We start from the raw sequence: 21,560 nt of genomic DNA, 5'->3' as shown, positions 1-21,560 counted from the left end.
TTAAAAAACAAAAGTTATGGAAACAAGAATTGAAAATGGACAAAAAGTAGAGGGTATTCTTGAAAAATCAATTGATGCCGAAAAAGGGTTTGAAACAGCAGCAGAAAACTCTAAATCGATTAGTTTAAAAAATTATTTTTTAGAAAAATCACGACAACGAGGAAGTTTTATTGCGGAATTGAAAATAGAGCTTTATAAAAGAGATTTTACTGAAGCCCATTCAAGTGGAAGTCTAACAGGAGATGTGCATCGCGTTTGGATGGATATCAAATCAGCACTTACCGGAGATAACGATGAAGCAATGTTGGAAGAATCTATTCGAGGTGAAAAAATAGCTTTTAAAGAATTTGAACAAGTGCTCGAAACTGAATATTTATCACTTGAAATGCGAAACCTTTTAAGTAAGCAATATTCCATCATCAAAAATGATTTGGAAACCATCAAAACAATTGAGGATATTCAAAAGTATTTTTAATTAAGAATTGGTTTTAATTAAGTAAAAAAGGTTCTCTAAAAATTTAGAGAACCTTTTTTTTATTGATTTAAAGTTTTAAATGTCCGTAATTTCCGCTCTTTGTTTCAAGACCAGTAATTGCTGAAGCAGCAATTTTTAAAAAAGAAATTATTTTACTGTTTTCGGTATCCCAATAATAACCATCTTCGGCGTGTACTTTAATGACCGATACTTTAGGGTCTTTTTTACCTTCTTCAAACCATGCATTGGCAATTGGACTCCATAATTTTTCAATCGTAGCTTGATCGGTATAGATAGAGGCTTTTCCATATACTGATAAATATTCGTAATCAGCATTGTTTGAAAAAAACAATTGAACCTGATTATCCGATTTAATTTCTAAGTTTTTATTACTGTTTTTTGAACTTATAAACCAAAGATTACCTTCGTCATCAACTTCTTTAATAGTCATTGGTCTTGACTGAATGGGTTGCTCAAAAAGATGGGTGCAAAACATACAGACCTTGGTGTTTTTTGCAATTTTTTTAATTTTCTCAATGGCATCTACGCTAAATAAGTGTGTTGGCTTTTCCATAATTATACTTTTTTTAATTTATACAAAAATAAAACCTATTGAAGCTTAAACTGTTATACGATTTAGAATAAGGTTTTCATAATAAACACCTTTCATTCACCTTAAGATTATGTAACGAAAGTGTGGAATTAGATAATGTTTAAAATGGTAACTGAATTAATTTTGTTTAAATCATAATTTGTATCTGATGAAAAACAATACGCCAACTTCCCCTCTACCCGATACTCTTCAAGAATATGGTCAAAAATTCAAACAATTTTTATTAAAAATTGCAGAAGTAGTTATGTTTTTGCAACTGCTCGTTAAAAACATAGTTAAAAGTAAATTTGAAGGACAAGAATTCTTAAAACAATGTTACATTATTGGAAACAAATCAGTTGGCTTAATTTCTATTACTGGAATTATAATTGGATTAGTATTGACCATTCAATCGCGTCCGCCCCTAGTAGAATTTGGAGCAGAAGCCATGTTACCTGGAATGGTGGCCGTTTCGCTCATTCGTGAAATGGGTCCTGTGATTACAGCATTAATTTGTGCAGGAAAAATTGGATCAAGCATGGGAGCCGAATTAGGTTCAATGCGAGTGACTGAACAAATTGATGCCATGGAAGTTTCTAATACTAATCCTATCAATTTTTTAGTGGTTCCTAGAGTTTTGGCTGCCACGTTAATGATACCTCTACTCACTTTATATGCCGATATTATCGGACTTTTTGGAAGCTGGTTAGGAGTCAATATAAAAGACGAGACGAGTTTGATTTTATTTATTAATCAAGCTTTTAATTATGTAGAATTTATTGACATCATTCCTGCCATTATCAAATCATTTTTCTTTGGTGCCGTTATCGGAATTGTAGGTTGTTATAAAGGTTATCATGCAAAACGAGGAACAGAAAGTGTGGGTATTGCGGCAAATTCGGCTGTAGTAACTGCTTCATTATTAGTAATTATAGTCGATTTAGTTGCTGTTCAAATAACCGATTTATTATGAAAATAAAAAACGAAAATATATTAATTGAAATTCATAATTTATATAAAAGTTTTGGCTCGAACGAAGTTTTAAAAGGGGTCACGTTGCAATTGTATGAAAATGAAAACTTGGTTATTTTAGGAAAATCGGGTAGTGGAAAATCGGTACTCATTAAATGTATAGTTAATTTATTAGAAAAAGACAAGGGTACAATTAAGGTTTACAATATCGAAGTTGATAAAGAGCAGACGGAAGATTTAATTAAAATTAGAGACAAAATCGGTTTTTTATTTCAAGGGGCAGCTTTATATGATTCGATGACCGTTAGAGAAAATCTAACTTTTCAATTAACGCGTTCTTTACTTGAAGTAGAAGAAGATAAAATAGAAACAAAAATCATTGAAGCATTAGAAAATGTAAGCATGCCCGATTCTATCGATAAAATGCCTTCGGAATTATCTGGCGGAATGAAGAAAAGAATCGGATTAGCCCGAACATTAATATCAAATCCAAAGATTTTATTATATGACGAACCCACCACAGGTTTAGACCCTATTACTTCCAATGAAATCAGTGAACTCATCAATTATACCAAAGAAAAATTTAAAACTTCATCCATCATTATCTCACATGACATTAATTGTGTAAAAACCGTTGCCGATAGAATCATTATGCTAAAAGATGGAATGGTTTATAAAGAAGGTACGCTAGATGAATTTCTAAACGACAAAGACGAATACATTCAATCATTTTTTAAATAAAAACAGTATGAAAAATTCTAAACCATCGTATAAACTTAAACTCGGATTTTTTGTCTTTATCGGACTAATTTTCTTTTTTGGAATTATTTTTTTAATCGGAAGTAAGCAAAATTTATTCAATGCTCAAATTCAATTGAGTACAACTTTTCAAAATGCTAGCGGATTAAAAGTTGGCAATACCGTTCGGTTTTCTGGAATTTCCATTGGAACGGTTGAAAATATTGAAATTATAAACGATTCCACTGTAAAAGTAGATTTGATGATTAAAGACGATGTAAAAAAATTCATTAAAACAGATAGCAAAGCGTCCATCAGCTCTGAAGGCGTAATTGGTGATAAAATATTAGTGATTTCACAAGGAAGTAGCCAATCCAAATCGGTAAAAGATGGCGGTAAAATAAAATCGTTTGAACCGATTGAATTCGATGATATTTTAGCTAGTGTAAAAATTTCTGCAGAAAATGCTGAAATTATTACAGACGAATTAGCGACTATTTTGGTCTCAATTAATGATGGAGAAGGCACTATTGGTAGATTAATTAATGATGAAGAAATTGCTAAAGATTTAGATGCCACAATGGAAAACCTGAAAAAAAGTTCCAAAGGGTTGAACGAAAACATGGAGGCGGCCAAACATTCCTTTTTGTTAAGAGGTTATTTCAAAAAGAAAGCAAAAGAACGAGCTAAACAAAATAAGGAACTAGAAAAAGAAGCAGTAAAAAATTAAGAAGTTGCTCTTTTTTAATTAAATTTACATTATAAAAATTCGTTATGAAAGCCTATTTAAAATTTGATATTCCAGTACTTACTTCACACTTATTAACTATTTTACTTCAGCCTTTTGATATAAAATATAGAATTTTAGGGTTTGGTGAAATTGAATTCCAAGAAAAGCTAACTCTTGAAAAACAAGAAGAAATCAGAGAAGTTTTAGATAAATACGGAATTGAAATCATCGAAAATCAAAAAACAATCTTGATTCAAAAAATAAAAGATGCCATTGTAGAGATGGTCTATGATGAAAACACAACGGTTAATGTTAAAAGTTCTGTTTATTTAGCAGAAAAATTAGGGCATAGTTACGGTTATTTATCAAATTTATTTTCGGAAGTAACTTATACTTCCATTGAGAATTTCATCATCATGCAAAAAATCGAATATACCAAGCAACTCATTATTAAAAATCAATTATCTTTAACGGAAATAGCTTTTCAATTAAACTATTCTAGTGTGGCCCATTTGAGCACACAATTTAAAAACACAACGGGTATTACACCTTCTGCATTTCAGCGAATTATTAAAAAAAGAAGAGAAATAGCTACACAAAACCTAACACAATAATATGGAACAAGAATATATCTTAATTACGCTAGCCGATGACGACGAAGACGATAGGCTTTTTTTTACGGATGCATTTGACGAGTTAAAAATCAATACCATAGTCAATACGTTTAAAAACGGAAGTGAATTACTTGACTATTTAGAGCAACCTGACGTAATTTTACCCAACATTATTTTTTTAGATTTAAATATGCCCATTCTTAACGGAATTGAATGTTTAAAAAAAATAAAAAAGAATGAGAAATTCAAAGATATAGCCATTGCTATTTATTCCACTTCCTCTTCTGAACAAGATGTGGAAAACACCTTTGTTTTAGGAGCAAATATCTACATTAAAAAACCAAGTGATTTTAATGATTTAAAGAAGATCTTGTCAGAAGTAGTTACTATTAATTGGCAATATCATACAAGCGGATTAAATAAAGATAATTTTTTACTTCGATTATAATGCCTTTTAGAGAGAAAAAATTCAAATCGCCCATTTTCCATAAAATAATATTCACAATTAGTTTATTTATTTTATTATTTATAGGTGCAATTTCATTTAGACATGTCAATAACACTTCGAATTCTTTTAAGTTATTGATGCATAGTTATGAGGTTAATTTAAAATTAGAACATCTTTTTTCTTACATTAAAGATTCTGAAAACAGTATGCGAGGTTACTTAATTTCGCGAGATACTATTTATTTAGCACCCTATCGAGCTGCAACCAAAAATGTAAATGAGAGTTTTGTTACACTAAAAGAATTAACTTCTGACAATCAAAAACAACAAAAAAATTTAGCCGAATTATTTAAAATCGTTAACAAACGAAATGAATATATTTCAGCTTATACGACTTCTAATCGAGAAGTGGATTTTAATAAAAATCAAAATTTTAAAAAAGATTTTAGAGAAAGTAGTAAGCTTTTGGTTCACATTAGAACAAAATTAAATGAAATGGTAGCTCTTGAAAATAGTTATCTAAATGACCGAAATTCACAGTATAACAGCCATATTTTTTTAACACCGATTTTTACCCTAAGTATTTTATTTGTTACTCTTTTGTTGCTCATTTTTGCCTATTATCAAACTACAAAAGATGTAGAAAAATTACAACTGGCCAATTTAAAATTAAGTAAATCCCAATTTTTAAGCCTTCAAGCAGAAATTCTTTCTCATTTTGGTACGTGGGAATGGAATTTAGTTGAAGATGAAATAAAATATTCTGATAATTTATTTAGAATTATAGGATTAGAACCGCAATCATTTAAAGAAGGAGAACGCTTTTCTGAATATGTTCTGGAAGAAGATAAAGAGGAAACAAAAAAAAAGATTGCTAGAATTCTAAAAGGAGAAGAATTAACTTATTATTATTTTCGCGTAAAGCATTCTTCTGGTGAAATAAGACATTTACGTGCTTCTGGCAAATTATTCACTGACACTTTAGGGAATAAAATGGTTTTAGGCGTAACAGAAGATATTACTATAGAACACAATAAGTCAGAATTACTCAAAAGCAATTATAAAGATTTGATTGAGGTAAATAATGAACTTCGAATTTTTGATGAATCCAGTAGACAAGCTGAGATATTAGGGCAATATGGGAGTTGGGTATTAAATTATGAAACGTTAAAGTTTAATTATTCAGATAATAAATTTAGGCTTTTAGGTTGCGAGCCACAATCATTTAATCCCTCAATTGAAAAACTTCTAGAATTTGTTCACCCAGAAGATAAAGATATTGTAACTAAATCAAACCTTTTAGCCTTATCAACAAAAGAAATTCCAACCATGAATTATCGAATTATTCGAACGGATGGAATTATCAGGCATTTTAAAACTATTGCCAAAACATTTACCGATTTCAGCGGAAAACAAACTATGATTGGAACTACGCAAGACGTGACAGAAGATTACAATAAAAGTGAACAATTGCGTGAACGAAACAAAGATTTAGAGCAAAAAATCAATGAATTAAATGAATTTAATCACGTTGCCAGTCATGATTTACAAGAACCTTTACGGAAAATTCAAACCTTTATATCTCGTTTAAACGATAAAGAAAAAGAACATTTAACCGAATTTGGTCAAGAATACCTCACTCGAATTGAAAAGGCAACAAACCGAATGCGGATTTTAATCAATGATTTATTACAGTATTCAAGAACTAATCGAGCCGATAAAAATTTGGTTAAAACAGATTTAAATGAAGCTCTTCAAAATAGCCTATTTGAGTTATCCCAAATTATTGAAGATAAAAAAGCATTTATAGAATATACCAGTTTACCAATTATCAAAGGAGTAAGTTTTCAAATACAGCAACTTTTTTCTAATTTATTGAGTAATTCTATTAAGTATGCTCAAGAGAACGTTCCGCCACGGATAACCATAGAATATGAAGAAATTATCGCCAAAAACGAACCTATTTTAAAAGAAAAAACTAATAAAAAATACTATAAAATTAATTTCACGGATAACGGAATTGGTTTTGAACAACAACATGCCGAACGAATCTTCTTATTATTTAATCGCCTACACGGAAAAACAGAATATTACGGAACTGGTGTTGGATTAGCTATTTGTAAAAAAATTGTAGAAAATCACAACGGCTATATTTTTGCCTTTAGCAAACCAAATATGGGTTCAACGTTCAGTGTGTATATACCAGTTTAAGTTCACTATATAAAATATGGGGCCTTAAAAATTGAAATTGTATAACATACCTTTGAAATTATGTAAAAGATAATTTTAGTTTTAGTTGGAACTTTGTTGCAAAAACAAAAGCATGAAAAAAAATATCACCCCAAAATATACAAAACCGCCCATTCTATTTTTAACGCTACACCTTTTAATAGCACTCTTTTTTATTCAATCGTGCACTTCTAAAGATAAGTACTCAAAACAGGAAAAAACTAATACAGAGAAAGTAGAAACTGCAGTAGATTTTGATTTATTAGTTCACTTAAATGAAACTAATATCAAAATCATTGAAACGACTAATCTGATTTTAGAACAACCCGAAATAAAATTTCCAAAACCACTATTGCTAAAAATTTTAAAAGACCATTCTGCTATTCAAGATGAATTAAAAAAATTGACTGAGGAAAATCTTATCATAACACAAAAACCAATATATAGTTTAGAACTTAATGAGGATGTGATAAAAAACGATACCAACGGTAAATTCACACTTCATATCCTTGAAAAATCGATAAAAAAGGAAATTGCCACATTTCAAAAAATGGAAAAAAACTTTTCTCATGAAGACTTCATCCTATTTGCCAATCAGTCGATTGCATTATTAATCGAAAACCAAAATACGCTTTCACAAGTAGAAACTAACTAACAATGACTTTTACAAAAACCTATTTTAAACGTTTTTTTAAAGTGCTAAAGGCAACTATGAATGGTTTTCTAGCTCATAAGGTGCTAAAAATGAGTGCAGCATTGGCCTATACCACCATGTTTTCTATTGGTCCTTTATTATTAGTTATTTTATTTTTATCTGATATTTTTTGGGGAAGAGAAGCAGTAGAAGGAACAATTTACGGTCAAATAAAAAGCTTTGTTGGTCCCGCTAGTGCCGAGCAAATTCAAACTATAATTCAGAATTTGGCTCTTTCAAACGAAGGTTTTATGGCTGGACTAATTGGAGTTATAACCTTATTAATCGGTGCCACTTCTGTTTTTGCAGAGATTCAAGACTCTATCAATACCATTTGGCAAATCAAACCTAAAAAACGAACAGGGTTTTGGTTATTTTTAAAAGCGAGATTATTATCCTTTGGCGTAATTACCAGCATGGGATTTATTCTTTTAGTTTCTTTAGGAATTTCTACGGTTTTAGATACAATGAGTGAGCGGTTTTTTTCCCAATTTTCAGACATGGCAGTCTATATCATCTATATTTCAAATACCGTCTTAACTTTTATAATTATTTCTTTATTATTTGGATCTATTTTTAAAATTCTACCTGATGCCGAAATAAAATGGAAACAAGTACGGCTAGCTTCATTTGTTACTGCCATATTATTTATGATAGGAAAATTTTTAATCTCCTTTTATATTACTAATTCAAATATTCAAAATGTTTACGGAACAGCGGGCTCTTTTGTTATTTTAATGGTATGGGTTTATTATTCTTCTGTCATTTTATACTTCGGAGCAGAGTTTGCCAAACAATATGCTATTGAATTTGAAGACCCTATTATCCCATACCAATATGCGGAGAACATTCAGACGGTGGAAGTTGTGACAAACAAAAACGGCAGCAAAAAATTAACTACTTAAAAAAATCATCCAATAAAAAAACGCTACTAATTGATTGTTAGTGTTTTAATATTAAAAACCACTCCAATTGAGTGGTTTTTTTATGTACTAATTAAGTTAAAGTGGTAATTCTATAAAACAACAAAAAATTGATATAACAAAAACTGCTGTTAGCCGTCGCATCTTTGTAAGGTAGAAAATAAGTAATCTACTATTCAATAATCAAACCATTTAAATACTATGAAAAGTAACATTCAACTCCTCGCAGCTTTCGCTTTAGTTTTTGGAATTTCATCCACAAATCTACAAGCACAAACAAATGACAGCTCCTCTGGTTCTAAATCAGGAGCACAATTTGGTGTAAAAGGTGGCGTAAATTTCTCTAACCTGTATACTGAAAATGTAGAAGACAATAATGTCTTAACCAGTTTCAATGTTGGAGTTTTTGCAGCACTACCATTAACAGATCTAATCGCTATACAAACCGAAGTTTTGTATTCTAGAAAAGGAGCAGAATTGGTTTACAACAACGCTTTTGCGGAAGGAACTGCACAATTTAAATTGAATTACATTGAAGTCCCTGTTTTATTAAAAATAAACATCACTGACAATTTAAATATTCATGCCGGACCCTATTTTGCCTATTTAATTGATGCCGAAGTTAAAAACGATTCAGACAGCGGAATATTTGATTTTGAAGAATCGTATGACAATGATGATTTTAACAAATTCGACATGGGTTTAGCAGCTGGAATTGGATTTGATTTTAATTCATTTGGAATTGGAGCTCGATACAATTACGGATTATCCAATGTAGGTAAAGAGAGAACAGTTTTAGGTCAAACCTATACCATTCCAGATGCCAAGAATAGTAGCATCAGTTTATATTTAACCTTACAATTAAATTAATTATTAATATATAAAACCTAGAAATTATGCAAAGTTTATTGTACTTAATCGCAGTCATTTTAATCATACTTTGGGCTTTAGGGTTCTTTGTATACAGTGCCGGAAACTTAATTCACATCTTATTAGTTATTGCCGTAGTTGCAATTTTACTAAGATTAATCAAAGGAAAATCAGTTTAAAAAAATTAAAAATCATTAAAAACAATTATCATGAAAACAAGTAACACCATTTTAGGAATTGTCGGCGGAGTAGCCGTAGGAGCAGCATTAGGAATTTTATTTGCACCAGACAAAGGGAGCAATACCAGAAAAAAAATTGCTAAAAAAAGTGATGAATTAAAAAATAATTTTCAAGGAGAATTAGAAAAATTCATGGACACAACTTCAGAAAAATACAACCAATTAATGGGTAAAACCGAAAATATGGTTGAGGATGGAAAAGAATTTATTCGTCAAGGAAAAGAAAAATTCAACAATGAAATAAACTCATAACATGGAAAGTGCAGTTAAAAATATAGAAATGCTTTACGAAAAAGCAAAAGAGTATACCAATACAACGCTTGAGCTCTATAAGTTAACAGCTGTGGATAAAGCAGCAGAGGTGATTTCTTCGCTTTCCTTTCGTATAGCATTTCTATTAATTGCTGCCTTCTTCACCTTGTTTTTTAACATCGGTTTGAGTTTATATCTTGGTGAGCTTTTAGACAGTAATGCAGCTGGTTTTTTTATCGTTTCGCTTTTCTATCTTGTTTTTGGCTTATTACTTTACATTTTTAGACAAAAATGGATTAAATCGCCTATTTCTAATTTAATTATTAAAGAATTGCTTTATTCTAAACGAAAAGATAAATCATACTTAAAAAAATAAAAATATGGAAACAAATAGATTTACCCAAAACGAATTATTAGATCAAGCGATTCTCAAGCTTGAAGCTCAGCAAAATCATCAATTAATGGTTTTAAAAAACCAAGCAAATGAAACGTTACAAAGTATTAATCCACTCCAAGTATTAAAGCAATCGTTTTCTGAAGTAAAGAATTCTCCAGAGATGAAAAGAACACTTTTTCAAGCAGCAATAAGCTTTGCTGGCGGATTAATTACCAAAAAAATATTAATTGGAAACACCAATTCCACTTTTAAAAATTTATTGGGTTATGCTATTCAATTTGGGATGACGAAATTTATCGCCAAAGAAGTAGATACAACTCCTTCATAATAACAAAATTATACAACTTTTAATTAAAATCGTGTAACTGCCAGAGCAGGTAAACATTTTAATTTTACATCAATATCAACTTAAAAATCAATAACATGAAAAATTTAAAATTAATTGTAGCTTTTGTTGTGTCAGCAACAGTTTTCACAGCTTGTAAAGAAACAGACAAACAAATGGCCGAAGAACGAGTAGATTCATTTACCAACTATGTGGATTCATTAAGTAATGTGGCAGCCAACGAATCAGCCGAAAAATGGGATGAAATTGAAGTAGGCTATGAAAAAGCCAAAATAGATGCAGAAGCGTCTTTTGCTGATGCAACTGACAAAGACAAATACCAAGAAAGATTAGACAGAGCCAATATGAAGTATGAAGAATACAAAGCAAAAGTGGTTGCTGAAAAAGAAAGATTAGCTGGTGAAAATACCAAAATGGCTATTCGTAAAACACTTTTAGGTGAAGCGTATACGGGAACTGATTTAACTTTTGATTGGGTAAACAAAGATAATATCTTAAACGTTTATGACAATTTTGTAACTACTGTGGATAAGAATAAAGATAGTTATTCAAGAGAAGATTGGGATGAAATTAAATTAATTTATGAGGCTTTAGATACTCGTAAAAATACAGTTGAAAAAGAAGGATTAACTTCTTCAGATAATTTAAAAATTGCAGGTTTAAAATTAAAATTTGCACCTTTATATACGACCAATAGAATTGGAGCAAAATCAGAGGAAAACGCCGAAGCAAAACAATAATTCTAACGATTGTTTTAAACGGAAAACGGAGTCAAATTGACTCCGTTTTTTTTATTTAAAATACTTCACTTTCTTTTAATTTCTCCATATTGTTCACCAATTGGAGTTCGTCTACAAATTTTTGAATTTTTCCGTTCATCACACCATCCATATCAAAAACATCTAAACCTATTCGGTGATCTGTCACGCGACCTTGTGAATAATTATAAGTTCTAATCTTAGCCGAACGGTCACCTGAACTAACTTGAGAGGTTCTTTTAACAGCATCTTCTGCTTGTTTTTTGGCTAATTCTTGTTCGTATAAACGTGAACGTAAAACATCTAACGCTTTATCTTTATTTTTGTGTTGCGATTTTTGATCTTGGCATTGAGCCACTAATCCAGTTGGAATATGCGTCAATCTAACCGCCGATTTAGTTGTGTTTACCGATTGTCCTCCAGGTCCAGATGAACAGAAAAAATCAACCCGAACATCATTCATATCAATTTGAACATCAAATTCTTCTGCTTCTGGCAAAACCATCACCGTTGCTGCCGAAGTGTGAACCCGCCCTTGTGTTTCCGTTTGCGGCACACGTTGTACCCGATGCACACCTGCTTCAAATTTTAAGGTTCCGTAGACATCTTCGCCAGTAACTTCAAAAATAACTTCTTTAAATCCGCCCGAAGTTCCTTCATTCATATCCACAACCGAAGTTCTCCAACCGCGTGTTTCGCAATATTTAGTATACATTCTAAACAAATCTCCAGCAAAAATAGAAGCTTCATCGCCACCCGTTCCGGCACGAATCTCCACCATGACGTTTTTGGCATCTTCGGCATCTTTCGGAATCAACATGAATTTAATTTCATCTTCCAATTCTGGCAAACGTTCTTTTGCTTCATCCAATTGCATTTTTGCCATTTCGACCATTTCTGCATCCGAACCGTCATTGATGATTTCATTGGCCTCTTCAATATTTTGAATCAAACTAACATATTCATCACGTTTTTCCATCAACCCTTTTAAGGTCTTATATTCTTGGTTCAATTGCACATAACGTTTCTGATCAGAAATAACATCCGGTTGGATAATCAAGTCTGAAATTTCATCAAAACGTTGTTTTACATATTGTAATCTATCTAACATACTTTTTAAAATCTATTTTGGAGTGCAAAAGTACAATTTTTTGTTTCACGATTCAAATTTCTCTGTTCATTGTTTTTTCGTAGTATTGTAGTTAGAAATCAATTAAATGAAAAATTTATACATCGGAATTATTACCCTTCTATTCTTCTTTGGCTCTTGTAAAAAAGAAGAAAATCGTTTTACTACTTTAGAAAAAACGAATTGGCTTTTGCATGAATGGGAAAACAATACGTCCGATGGTCGATTTTCTGAAAAATGGAGTCGGCAAAATGATTCTACTTTTTATGCCGAAAGTTTTTTTATAGCCAATCAAGATACTTTATTCGCCGAAACAATTCAATTAATTCAACAAGAGGATGATTTGTTATTGATTGTTTCTGTTCCGAACCAAAATAAAGAAAAACCTGTTACTTTTCGATTAACTAAACTTACTGAAAATGAATTTGTTTTTGAAAATCCAGCTCATGACTATCCAAAAAAGATTCAATATAAATTGATCAATAACGACAGTTTATATGCAGAAATTAATGGAAATGGGAAAAAAGAAGGATTTCCGTTTAAAAAAGTAAAATGATATTTATAAAAAGCCACTGAATTACCGATTTTATTACAATCAGCAAATCAGTGGCTCTCTATTTAAAATAGTTACTTAACCGGAATATTCTTCAAAATCTCCAATACAAATTTCCAATATTTTTGAGCCGAAGAAATCGATGCCCGTTCATCAGGACTGTGAGCTCCGTGAATGGTTGGACCAAAGGAAATCATATCCATAGAAGGATAATTTGTTCCTAAAATACCACATTCTAATCCGGCATGACAAGCTACCACATTTGGTTTATTTCCGTTTTGTTTTTCATAAATAGAAACCAAAATATCTAAAATAGGTGAATTTACATTGGGTGTCCAACCAGGATAACTTCCGCCAAAAGTCACTTCGCAACCCATTAATTCAAAAGCCGAACGCAACGCATTGGCCAAATCAAATTTAGAAGTTTCCACAGAAGAACGAGTTAAACATTGCACCGTAATTTGACCCTCTTTTACAGTTACTTTGGCAACATTATTAGAGGTTTCTACTAAATCAGCCATGTCAGCACTCATTCGGTAAACGCCATTATGAGCAGCATAAATTGCACGAATCAATCCTTCTTGAATTCCTAAATCCATTACTTTTTCGGGCAATTCCGTTGCAATGATTTCAATAGTTAAATTAGGTTCAGTAGTTTTAAATTCCGTCTTTATATCGTCAATGATTTCTTGAATATCCAGTTGAAAAACTTCTTCATAAATAGAAGAAATAATCACTTTCGCTACACTTTCTCTCGGAATGGCATTTCGTAAACTACCCCCGTTTATTTCTGCAATTTGCAAACCAAAATTCGTAAAACCATCAAACAAAAGACGGTTCATGATTTTATTTGCATTGCCTAAACCTTTATGAATATCCATTCCTGAATGTCCACCTTTTAAGCCTTTCACTGTGATGATGTAAGCTTGTGAATTTTCTGGAGTAGTTTCCTCAGAATAGCTTCTATTCGCTGTTACATCAACGCCACCAGCACATCCTATATCAATTTCATCGTCTTCTTCTGTATCTAAATTTAAAAGAATTTCACCTTCTAGCAAACCGCCTTTTAAACCCATTGCACCAGTCATTCCGGTTTCTTCGTCAATAGTGAAAAGTGCTTCGATTGCGGGGTGCGGAATGTCATTACTTTCCAAAATGGCCATAATGGTCGCCACTCCTAAACCATTGTCGGCACCGAGTGTTGTTCCTTTAGCACGAACCCAATCACCATCAACCACCATTTCAATACCTTGTGTTTCAAAATCAAAATGGGTATCATTATTTTTTTGATGAACCATATCTAAATGCGATTGCATCACAATGGTTTTTCTGTTTTCTAATCCTGAAGTAGCAGGTTTTTTAATGATTACATTTCCTACTTCATCTTTTAGGGTTTCTAAACCTAGCTGCTTCCCAAAATCCACCATAAAAGCAATAACACGCTCTTCTTTTTTAGATGGGCGAGGCACCGCATTTAAGTCGGCGAATTTATTCCATAAAGCTTTAGGTTCGAGGTTTCTAATTTCTTGATTCATTTTTTATGAGTTGTAGAGTTACTTAAACTCTGAGTTATTGTGTTTTATAAGCACAACAAAGTTACGAAGAATATACTATTTCGAAGGGATTGGAAAACGTAAAGTTTTAATAAAATTTCAGAAATAAAGATTAAGCAATATGCTTTTCGAAGAGTTTTTTGGCCTCTGTAGGAGTTACTTTGCCCACACATTCATTTTTATGAATACATAAAACAGGGGCTTGTTTGCACATGCCTTGGCATTTCATTTTACCAATTACCTCCTTTTTTTTCAAACCATTGTCTTTAACCAAGTCCATCAAACAATCTTTGATTTCTTGATTATATTTACAACATTTTTTACCGTCGCAGAAATAAATTAATTTTTCTGATTTTTTAGCTTTTCCCATGTTTGAAAAATGATGCCTCAAAGATAAATATTATTTTTATTTATTCTAAATAAACATGTTAAAAAAAATTAAATTCCTTACATAAAATTACAAATTCAATTTAAAACCAATTAACTATATTTACAACTAGGAATGGTTCAGAAAAAATACATACTCCCGCTTTTACTTTTGATACAGTTAATTGTATTAAAAATTGCCTCCTTATTTCCAAAATTTATTGAAGCGTTTTACAGTAACGGAATCTATCCTTTTTTATCAAAATTTTTGCGAATTACATTCGGATTTACTTCAATTTCTATTGGTGATGTGCTTTACGGAATCGTATTGTTTTTAGTTTTTAAATGGTTTTGGAACGTTAGAAAAACATGGAAAATAAACTGGAAAGACAATCTTTTGAAAATCTTGAGTTTTGCATCTGTATTCTATTTTTTATTCCATTTTTTATGGGCAACCAATTATCATCGGGTTCCATTGAATGAAAAATTAGAAATTGACAAAGAATATTCTACCGCAGAATTGGAAGTTTTCACTATGGAATTAATTGAAAAAACAAATGCCATTCATCATCAAATCACAAAAAATGATTCGCTAAAAGTGACCATTCCGTATTCTACAAAAGAAATTTTTGAAAAAAGCGTCCAAAGTTATCAATCGACAGAAAAACACTTTTCGTTTTTAAAATACCAAAATGAAAGTATTAAACCTTCTTTAATTAGCATTCCGTTAAGTTATATGGGATTTGGCGGTTATTTAAATCCGTTTACCAATGAAGCCCAAGTGAATGACTGTTTGCCAAAATATAATTTTCCAACAACGACTTTACATGAAATGGCACATCAAATTGGTTATGCGAGCGAAAGTGAAGCCAATTTCATCGGGTTTTTAGCTTCGGTAAAAAGTGACGATATCTATTTTCAATATTCTGGCTACAGTTTTGCGGTAAAACATTGCCTTCGAAATTTAGAACGCATTGAGGAAGGCAAAAGCAAGAAATTCGTCCCTTTTATCAATAGAGGAATTTTAAAAAATTATGAGGAAAGCAAACAATTTAATGAACAATACCAAAGTTTTATAGAACCCATTTTCGAGACATTCTACGATAATTTCCTTAAATTCAACCAACAAAAAGACGGCATGGAAGGCTACAGTAAATTTGTAGGATTGATGATTGGATTGGGAAGAAAGTAGGCAGTCGCAGTTTTCAGTCGCAGCTGCAACTATTAATTAAAAACTGAGACTGAGACCGAGACTGAAAACTGAGACTGTAAACTAAACTTCATCTGCAATATAAGAAGTTATCGCTTTCTTTTTATAAGGTCTAATAATCAATCGGCCTTCTCTATCCAAACGGATGTAATTGTAAATCCAATTGGTCAATACCACAACCTTGTTTTTATAACCAATTAATGAAAACAAATGCACAAAAATCCACACAAACCAAGCAAAAATACCGTGAAAATGTAGGTTTGGTAAATCAACCACCGCTTTGTTTCTGCCTATTGTTGCCATTGAACCTTTGTCATTGTAGACAAATGGTTTAAGCGGCTTTTTATGAAGTTTTCTAACAATGTTCTCCCCTAACCACCTTCCTTGTTGTATAGCAGGTTGTGCCATCATTGGATGACCTTGCGGATTTTTGAGCGAAATCATGGCTGCAATATCACCAACAGCAAAAATATTTTCGTAACCTTCTACTTGATTGTAATCATTAACTTTTACTCGTTCTGCACGTGGAATAACAGCATTATTGTTAATGCCACTTGGCAACGCTCCTTGCACACCAGCAGTCCAAATTACAGTAGCCGAATCAAAAGTTAAATCTGTATTAGTTGTTACCGTTTTACCATCATAACTCGTGACCCGCACATTTTTCCAAATATTCACACCTAAATCAGTCAAAAAATCCTCTGCTGCTTGCGATGATTTTTCACTCATCCCATCCAAAATTCGATCCCCCGCTTGAATAAGGTTAATTTGCATTTTTCGCACATCCAAATCGGGATAGTCTTTTGGCAAAATTGCTTTTTTCATTTCTGCTAAAGCACCTGCTAATTCTACTCCTGTTGGTCCGGCTCCTACCAACACAAAATTAATCAAACTATGCCGGTCGTGAATATCATTAGTCAATAAAGCTTGCTCAAAATTTTCTAAAATTAAACTGCGAATATTAAGCGATTGCGGAATCGTTTTCATCGCCACACTGTTTCGCTCGATTTCTTTATTTCCAAAAAAATTGGTTTTTGAACCTGTGGCCAGCACCAAATAATCATAACGCAATTCGCCAATATCAGCTTTTACAATTTGATTATCAGTATCGATTTCATTCACAAAAGCCAACCGGAAATAAAAGTTTTGATATTCTTGTACTACTTTCCGAATCGGATAGGCAATTGAACCCGCTTCTAGCCCGCCTGTTGCTACTTGATATAATAGGGGTTGAAAAGTATGGTAGTTATGTTTGTCTAATAAAACAACTTGAACACGTTTATTTTTAAGTTTCTTTGCTAGTGCAATACCCGCAAAACCTCCGCCAATGATAACTATACGAGGAAGATTCGAACTTGGAATATTCATTTTTTTCTTTCTATTTAAAGCTGATTAATCCGCTATTTATTGGAGTAAAGATAAGTAGAATTTTAATGAAAATTAATTGATTTTATGAATGTCCTTGCTTACATATAATTATTTATGAAGAAAATGAAGTTAGAAAAAAGTGACGAATTGAAAAAAATAAATAACTTGTAACAATTTAAATAAAATCACTACTAATCGTATATGAGCAATTCACTGGAACAAGCTTTTGTTACTCAATTAAAAGAAAATCAGAACATCATTCATAAGATTTGTAGGTTATACACTTCCGGGGATGATGCTCATAAGGATTTGTTTCAGGAAATTACGATTCAATTATGGAAAGCTTTCCCGAAGTTCAGGGGAGAGTCTAAATTTTCTACTTGGGCTTATCGTGTTGCTTTAAATACGGCCATTACCTTATATCGGAAAAGCACACGAATGGTTGCGACTACAGACATGGAGGGGAAAAGACAGTTCATCGCTCCAGAAGATTATAATTTCGAAGAAGAAGAACAGATTAAATTGTTATACAAAGCGGTTCAGCAATTGAATGATATTGAAAAAGCATTAGTTTTTATGTATTTAGAAGACAAAAACTATGAAGAAATTGCAGAAACACTAGGAATTAGTGAAGTAAATGCTAGAGTGAAGATGAATAGAATTAAAGGAAAATTAAAAAAAATTGTAAATCCCTAGGAATATGACGGAGGAATTAGAATTATTGAAAAAAGCTTGGAAAAATGATACCCATTCATATGAACAAGTGACCGAAAACCAGATTTATGATATGATTCATAAACGGTCTTCATCTATCGTAAAGTGGATTTTAGTAATCAGTTTAATTGAATTGCTAATTTGGTCGGCTATAAGTTTATTATATGTAGATGATAATTATGTTAAAACAGTTGAATTATATCACCTTGACACCCTTTTTAAAGTTATTGGAATTGTCAATTATGCCGTAATTTTCTTTTTTATATATTGTTTTTATAAAAATTTCAAAAATATTTCTAGTACAGAAACTGTTCGCAAATTAATGCAAACCATCATCAAAACTAGAAAAACAGTGCAATATTATATATGGTATAATTTAGCCATGTTTGCTTTTCTCTTTATAGCAGTAGTAGTTTCACAACTAATTTATGACCCCAATTTAAATGAAATCATAGAGCAAACAAAAAATTCATTTCCACAGTCGTTTTGGATTATAATCGGACTTACATATGTGGCTTTATTTGCCATTACGTTAGGATTGTTTTGGCTTTTCTACCGACTTATTTATGGTTTTTTAATGAAACGTCTACACCGAAATTATGAAGAATTAAAGAAAATGGAGTATTAGTATTCCCACTTTCTCTTTTTGTCTAATTCTTCTTGTTCTTGTATGACTTCTACCGGAATTACTTTCAGCAATGAAGCATGTTGCTCAATGGCAAATTCGATTTTTTCAACAATCTCTTCAATTGATTCGTTTTCATAATCAATTTGTAAAGGCTCTTTAATGACCATCGATTGCAGAATTCCTTTTTTCTTGATGCGAAGTCCTTTCCGGTCAAAAGAACGTCGAAAGCCGTCAATAACAATCGGAACTACAATGGGTTTGTGTTGTTTGATGATATGAGCAGTCCCTTTCCGCACAGGCTTAAAAGAACGCGTTGTTCCTTGTGGAAAAGTAATCACCCACCCATCGTTTAAAGCTAGTTTAATATTTTCAGTATCATTTGGATTCACATCTCGCTTTACATCTTCTCCTTTTGCTCGCCAAGTTCGATCAACAGTTATAGCTCCAGCATACGCTAAAATTCTGGGCAATAACCCTTCTTGCATTGTTTCACTGGCAGCGACATAATAAATATTTAATTTAGGATGCCATAAATAACCCACATTTTTAATGTTGTCTACTCGTCCGCTTAAACTCGCATTAAACACATGAAACATGGCAACCACGTCAGCAAAATAGGTTTGATGATTGGATATAAATAAAACATTGGTTTCCGGAAGATTCTTGATAATTTCAGACCCTTCAATATGCATCTGATTAAATCCTCTATACCGCTGATGCGTCATGGCACCAAAAATACGAATGAGGTTTTTTTTAAGAAACAGAATATGTCCGAAAGGATTTCTTTTAAACAATCCCATAATGAATTTGCTATTTGGAAAAAACAAGTCGCTAATTTATAAAAAACAAACCAATTAAAGTACCATTTTTATGGTTTCTTTCAATTCACTCATCATCATGGCAGTGGCTCCCCAAACAATATGTTCACGGACTAAAAAAGCGGGAACATCTATCTCATGGGCATAAGAAGTAGATAATTTTCGCATGACAACATTTTTGTCATTTAAAAAATCATTTAAGGAAAGTTCAACAATGCCAGCTACTTCATCGGGTTGTAATTCAAATTCTAAAGTAGATTGACAAATACCTAAGTAAGGAGAAACCAAAAAATTACTTGGCGGAATATAAACATCTGTAAATGATTTGATTATTTCAATTTTATTTCGATCAACTCCAATTTCTTCTTCCGTTTCGCGTAAAGCAGTATGAGCTAATGATGCATCTTCTATCTCCACTTTTCCGCCAGGAAATGCAATCTGTGAAGAATGAACACCAGGATAACTATTTCGCACTATCAAAACCAAATGCGTTTCTTTATTTTTAGGATAAAAAAGCATCATAACCGCTGCCTTTTTAGGTATTAAATCACTTGGATTCAATGCTTTTAAGGCATTTAAACGTTCAAGTGGAACCATTTTTATATGAGCAGATGCCGCAGGTAGCGTTTCTTTTGCTATTTTTGGGATATATTTTAAAAAATGATGAAACTCCATAAAACACTACTATTAATACTCATATTGACACTTGTAGCTTGTAAAAATAATACTAAAGATACTGTAGAAATTAATACAGACCAAAAAAATAATACAATCGAGAAAGAAAAAAAAACATCCAAACCAAGATATAACTTAAATACTGTAGTTTTATCGAATGAAAATGTTGTCGATTTTTTAACATGGTATGGAGAACTAAATCCGGAAACAAAAATTGAAATAGAAACAGAATTCGGAAATATTGAAGTGGAATTAGAAAAAAAAACACCGCTTCATCGAGCAAATTTTATCTATTTAACCAAAAAAAACTATTTTAATTCTACATTTTTTCATAGAGTAGTGAAAAATTTTGTGGTGCAAGGGGGAAATTCAGATGAATCGCTAACCAAAAAAGATCGGAAAAGGATAGGCAACTACTTAATTCCACCTGAATTTATTAGCGGTTTAAAACATGATTACGGAGCATTAGCTGCCGCTCGTTCATGGGATGACAATCCCGACAAACTCAGTAATCCCTACGAATTTTATTTTGTACAAAACACAAAAGGCGAACATCATCTTGATGGTGAACATACTATTTTTGGTAAAATCACTAAAGGATTTGAGGTATTAGATCAAATTGCAGCTCAAAAAACAGATAAAGGTGAGTATCCTTTATTTAATATAAAAATGAAAATAAACGTTATCAAATAATGTATAGTAAAGAAGAAGCTCTAAAGATTAAAAGAGAATTTTGGATTGCTTTTGCAGAAAGTAATCCTAGAAAATGGTTATTATACAATACGAAAATAAAAGAAGTAGCTTTTAAATTTTATGTAGATAATAAAAAAGCAATTGTGAGTTTGGATATTGAACCCAAAAATGAAGAACTTCGAAAAATTTATTTCGAAAAAATAGAATCACTTCAAACTATTTTACGTGAAGATTACCTTTCAGAAGTAATTTTCGACAGAAACTTTCAATTAGAAAACGGAAAAATAATTAGTAGAATTTGGATTGAACTTCATAATATTAGTTTGAATAACAAAGCAAACTGGCCAATAATTTTTGATTTTTTTGAAAAAAATATGGAAAAATTTGAACTTTTCTTCTACGAATATGAAGATTACATTCGAGATTTAGATTTAAATACCTAAAAAATAGTTGGTAGTATACCACGAACTGTGTAAGTTAAAAAGTTATTCTGAAAATTTGAGCTAATTTAAAAAGCTCAAAAATTTTCGGAAATAACTTTTTAACATTTTATATATTTACATAGTTATGATAGACA

General features: G+C 31.6%; 28 protein-coding genes. 21 read left to right on the top strand and 7 right to left on the bottom strand.

Features of this window, described 5'->3' with window-relative positions:
- The first annotated feature begins 16 nt into the window (after positions 1 to 16).
- Positions 17 to 475 carry a PA2169 family four-helix-bundle protein gene (locus tag PHR76_RS10020; protein WP_300061844.1) on the top strand — a complete coding sequence of 153 codons (459 nt, stop codon included), beginning with the start codon at positions 17 to 19 and terminating at the stop codon, positions 473 to 475.
- A gap of 67 nt (positions 476 to 542) precedes the next feature.
- Here PHR76_RS10020 and PHR76_RS10015 read toward each other — a convergent pair whose 3' ends face one another.
- Positions 543 to 1,049 carry a pyridoxamine 5'-phosphate oxidase family protein gene (locus tag PHR76_RS10015; RefSeq protein ID WP_300061841.1) on the bottom strand — a complete coding sequence of 169 codons (507 nt, stop codon included), beginning with the start codon at positions 1,047 to 1,049 and terminating at the stop codon, positions 543 to 545.
- A gap of 187 nt (positions 1,050 to 1,236) precedes the next feature.
- Here PHR76_RS10015 and PHR76_RS10010 point away from each other — a divergent pair, with 187 nt between their 5' ends.
- The 14 genes from PHR76_RS10010 to PHR76_RS09945 all read left to right on the top strand — a co-directional run bounded on the left by PHR76_RS10010 (position 1,237) and on the right by PHR76_RS09945 (position 11,258).
- A complete protein-coding gene (locus PHR76_RS10010) occupies positions 1,237 to 2,040 on the top strand; it encodes an ABC transporter permease (protein ID WP_300061838.1) in 804 nt (267 codons plus the stop codon).
- Positions 2,037 to 2,780, top strand: coding sequence for an ATP-binding cassette domain-containing protein (locus PHR76_RS10005; RefSeq protein ID WP_300061835.1), 744 nt, complete (start codon positions 2,037 to 2,039; stop codon positions 2,778 to 2,780). The genes PHR76_RS10010 and PHR76_RS10005 overlap by 4 nt, the downstream gene beginning before the upstream one ends.
- Before the next feature lie 7 nt (positions 2,781 to 2,787).
- Positions 2,788 to 3,507 (top strand): MlaD family protein, encoded by a 720-nt coding sequence (locus PHR76_RS10000; protein ID WP_300061832.1) that lies wholly within the window; start codon positions 2,788 to 2,790, stop codon positions 3,505 to 3,507.
- Positions 3,508 to 3,551: 44 nt separating this feature from the next.
- The gene (locus PHR76_RS09995; protein ID WP_300061829.1) at positions 3,552 to 4,121 is read left to right on the top strand and encodes an AraC family transcriptional regulator; all 570 of its coding nucleotides are present in this window, start codon (positions 3,552 to 3,554) and stop codon (positions 4,119 to 4,121) included.
- 1 nt (position 4,122) lies between these two features.
- Entirely contained in the window at positions 4,123 to 4,569 is a 447-nt protein-coding gene (locus tag PHR76_RS09990) for a response regulator (RefSeq protein WP_300061826.1), read from the top strand.
- Positions 4,570 to 4,706: 137 nt separating this feature from the next.
- Positions 4,707 to 6,779, top strand: a complete 2,073-nt coding sequence (locus PHR76_RS09985) for a PAS domain-containing protein (RefSeq protein ID WP_300061823.1) — start codon at positions 4,707 to 4,709, stop codon at positions 6,777 to 6,779.
- A 112-nt stretch (positions 6,780 to 6,891) separates the two neighbouring features.
- Positions 6,892 to 7,452: a hypothetical protein gene (locus PHR76_RS09980; protein ID WP_300061819.1), complete on the top strand. Its 561-nt coding sequence runs from the start codon at positions 6,892 to 6,894 to the stop codon at positions 7,450 to 7,452.
- Positions 7,453 to 7,454: 2 nt separating this feature from the next.
- Positions 7,455 to 8,396, top strand: coding sequence for a YihY/virulence factor BrkB family protein (locus PHR76_RS09975; RefSeq protein WP_300061816.1), 942 nt, complete (start codon positions 7,455 to 7,457; stop codon positions 8,394 to 8,396).
- Positions 8,397 to 8,615: 219 nt separating this feature from the next.
- Entirely contained in the window at positions 8,616 to 9,284 is a 669-nt protein-coding gene (locus PHR76_RS09970) for a porin family protein (RefSeq protein ID WP_300061813.1), read from the top strand.
- Positions 9,285 to 9,310: 26 nt separating this feature from the next.
- Complete coding sequence (locus PHR76_RS09965) at positions 9,311 to 9,463, top strand: lmo0937 family membrane protein (RefSeq protein WP_300061812.1); 153 nt, start codon at positions 9,311 to 9,313, stop codon at positions 9,461 to 9,463.
- Positions 9,464 to 9,493: 30 nt separating this feature from the next.
- On the top strand, positions 9,494 to 9,775 hold the full coding sequence (locus tag PHR76_RS09960; protein WP_300061810.1) for a YtxH domain-containing protein: 282 nt from the start codon (positions 9,494 to 9,496) through the stop codon (positions 9,773 to 9,775).
- A gap of 1 nt (position 9,776) precedes the next feature.
- Positions 9,777 to 10,151: a phage holin family protein gene (locus tag PHR76_RS09955; RefSeq protein WP_300061808.1), complete on the top strand. Its 375-nt coding sequence runs from the start codon at positions 9,777 to 9,779 to the stop codon at positions 10,149 to 10,151.
- Positions 10,152 to 10,155: 4 nt separating this feature from the next.
- Positions 10,156 to 10,500 carry a hypothetical protein gene (locus tag PHR76_RS09950; protein ID WP_300061805.1) on the top strand — a complete coding sequence of 115 codons (345 nt, stop codon included), beginning with the start codon at positions 10,156 to 10,158 and terminating at the stop codon, positions 10,498 to 10,500.
- A gap of 95 nt (positions 10,501 to 10,595) precedes the next feature.
- Entirely contained in the window at positions 10,596 to 11,258 is a 663-nt protein-coding gene (locus PHR76_RS09945) for a DUF6565 domain-containing protein (RefSeq protein WP_300061801.1), read from the top strand.
- A gap of 55 nt (positions 11,259 to 11,313) precedes the next feature.
- Here PHR76_RS09945 and prfA read toward each other — a convergent pair whose 3' ends face one another.
- Complete coding sequence (gene prfA, locus PHR76_RS09940; RefSeq protein ID WP_300061798.1) at positions 11,314 to 12,387, bottom strand: peptide chain release factor 1; 1,074 nt, start codon at positions 12,385 to 12,387, stop codon at positions 11,314 to 11,316.
- Between the two features lie 106 nt (positions 12,388 to 12,493).
- Between prfA and PHR76_RS09935 the strand changes: the two genes are divergently transcribed.
- Positions 12,494 to 12,961, top strand: coding sequence for a DUF6265 family protein (locus PHR76_RS09935; protein ID WP_300061795.1), 468 nt, complete (start codon positions 12,494 to 12,496; stop codon positions 12,959 to 12,961).
- A gap of 71 nt (positions 12,962 to 13,032) precedes the next feature.
- Here PHR76_RS09935 and PHR76_RS09930 read toward each other — a convergent pair whose 3' ends face one another.
- Both PHR76_RS09930 and PHR76_RS09925 read right to left on the bottom strand, forming a co-directional pair.
- Entirely contained in the window at positions 13,033 to 14,493 is a 1,461-nt protein-coding gene (locus PHR76_RS09930; RefSeq protein ID WP_300061792.1) for an aminoacyl-histidine dipeptidase, read from the bottom strand.
- Between the two features lie 130 nt (positions 14,494 to 14,623).
- Positions 14,624 to 14,881, bottom strand: a complete 258-nt coding sequence (locus tag PHR76_RS09925) for a (2Fe-2S) ferredoxin domain-containing protein (protein WP_300061789.1) — start codon at positions 14,879 to 14,881, stop codon at positions 14,624 to 14,626.
- Between the two features lie 132 nt (positions 14,882 to 15,013).
- Between PHR76_RS09925 and PHR76_RS09920 the strand changes: the two genes are divergently transcribed.
- A complete protein-coding gene (locus PHR76_RS09920) occupies positions 15,014 to 16,069 on the top strand; it encodes a DUF3810 domain-containing protein (RefSeq protein WP_300061786.1) in 1,056 nt (351 codons plus the stop codon).
- Positions 16,070 to 16,150: 81 nt separating this feature from the next.
- On the opposite strand, the gene PHR76_RS09915 is transcribed toward PHR76_RS09920, so the two are convergent.
- Positions 16,151 to 17,455, bottom strand: a complete 1,305-nt coding sequence (locus tag PHR76_RS09915) for an NAD(P)/FAD-dependent oxidoreductase (RefSeq protein ID WP_300061783.1) — start codon at positions 17,453 to 17,455, stop codon at positions 16,151 to 16,153.
- A 201-nt stretch (positions 17,456 to 17,656) separates the two neighbouring features.
- Between PHR76_RS09915 and PHR76_RS09910 the strand changes: the two genes are divergently transcribed.
- Together PHR76_RS09910 and PHR76_RS09905 are read left to right on the top strand one after the other, a co-directional pair.
- Entirely contained in the window at positions 17,657 to 18,151 is a 495-nt protein-coding gene (locus tag PHR76_RS09910) for a sigma-70 family RNA polymerase sigma factor (RefSeq protein WP_300061780.1), read from the top strand.
- A 4-nt stretch (positions 18,152 to 18,155) separates the two neighbouring features.
- Complete coding sequence (locus PHR76_RS09905; protein ID WP_300061776.1) at positions 18,156 to 18,797, top strand: hypothetical protein; 642 nt, start codon at positions 18,156 to 18,158, stop codon at positions 18,795 to 18,797.
- Here PHR76_RS09905 and PHR76_RS09900 read toward each other — a convergent pair.
- Both PHR76_RS09900 and PHR76_RS09895 read right to left on the bottom strand, forming a co-directional pair.
- Positions 18,794 to 19,597, bottom strand: coding sequence for a lysophospholipid acyltransferase family protein (locus PHR76_RS09900; protein WP_300061773.1), 804 nt, complete (start codon positions 19,595 to 19,597; stop codon positions 18,794 to 18,796). The genes PHR76_RS09905 and PHR76_RS09900 overlap by 4 nt on opposite strands.
- Before the next feature lie 54 nt (positions 19,598 to 19,651).
- Positions 19,652 to 20,290, bottom strand: a complete 639-nt coding sequence (locus PHR76_RS09895; protein ID WP_300061770.1) for a CoA pyrophosphatase — start codon at positions 20,288 to 20,290, stop codon at positions 19,652 to 19,654.
- On the opposite strand from PHR76_RS09895, the gene PHR76_RS09890 reads away from it, so the two are divergent.
- A complete protein-coding gene (locus PHR76_RS09890; protein ID WP_300061767.1) occupies positions 20,276 to 20,983 on the top strand; it encodes a peptidylprolyl isomerase in 708 nt (235 codons plus the stop codon). The two genes, PHR76_RS09895 and PHR76_RS09890, sit on opposite strands and share 15 nt — an antisense overlap.
- The gene (locus tag PHR76_RS09885) at positions 20,983 to 21,426 is read left to right on the top strand and encodes a DUF4268 domain-containing protein (RefSeq protein WP_300061764.1); all 444 of its coding nucleotides are present in this window, start codon (positions 20,983 to 20,985) and stop codon (positions 21,424 to 21,426) included. The genes PHR76_RS09890 and PHR76_RS09885 overlap by 1 nt, the downstream gene beginning before the upstream one ends.
- Positions 21,427 to 21,560: the final 134 nt, after the last annotated feature.

The organism is Flavobacterium sp., assembly GCF_028689845.1.
Lineage (GTDB): Bacteria > Bacteroidota > Bacteroidia > Flavobacteriales > Flavobacteriaceae > Flavobacterium.
Note: the sequence above shows the minus strand (reverse complement) of the source record. Positions and strands in the feature narration are given on the sequence as shown.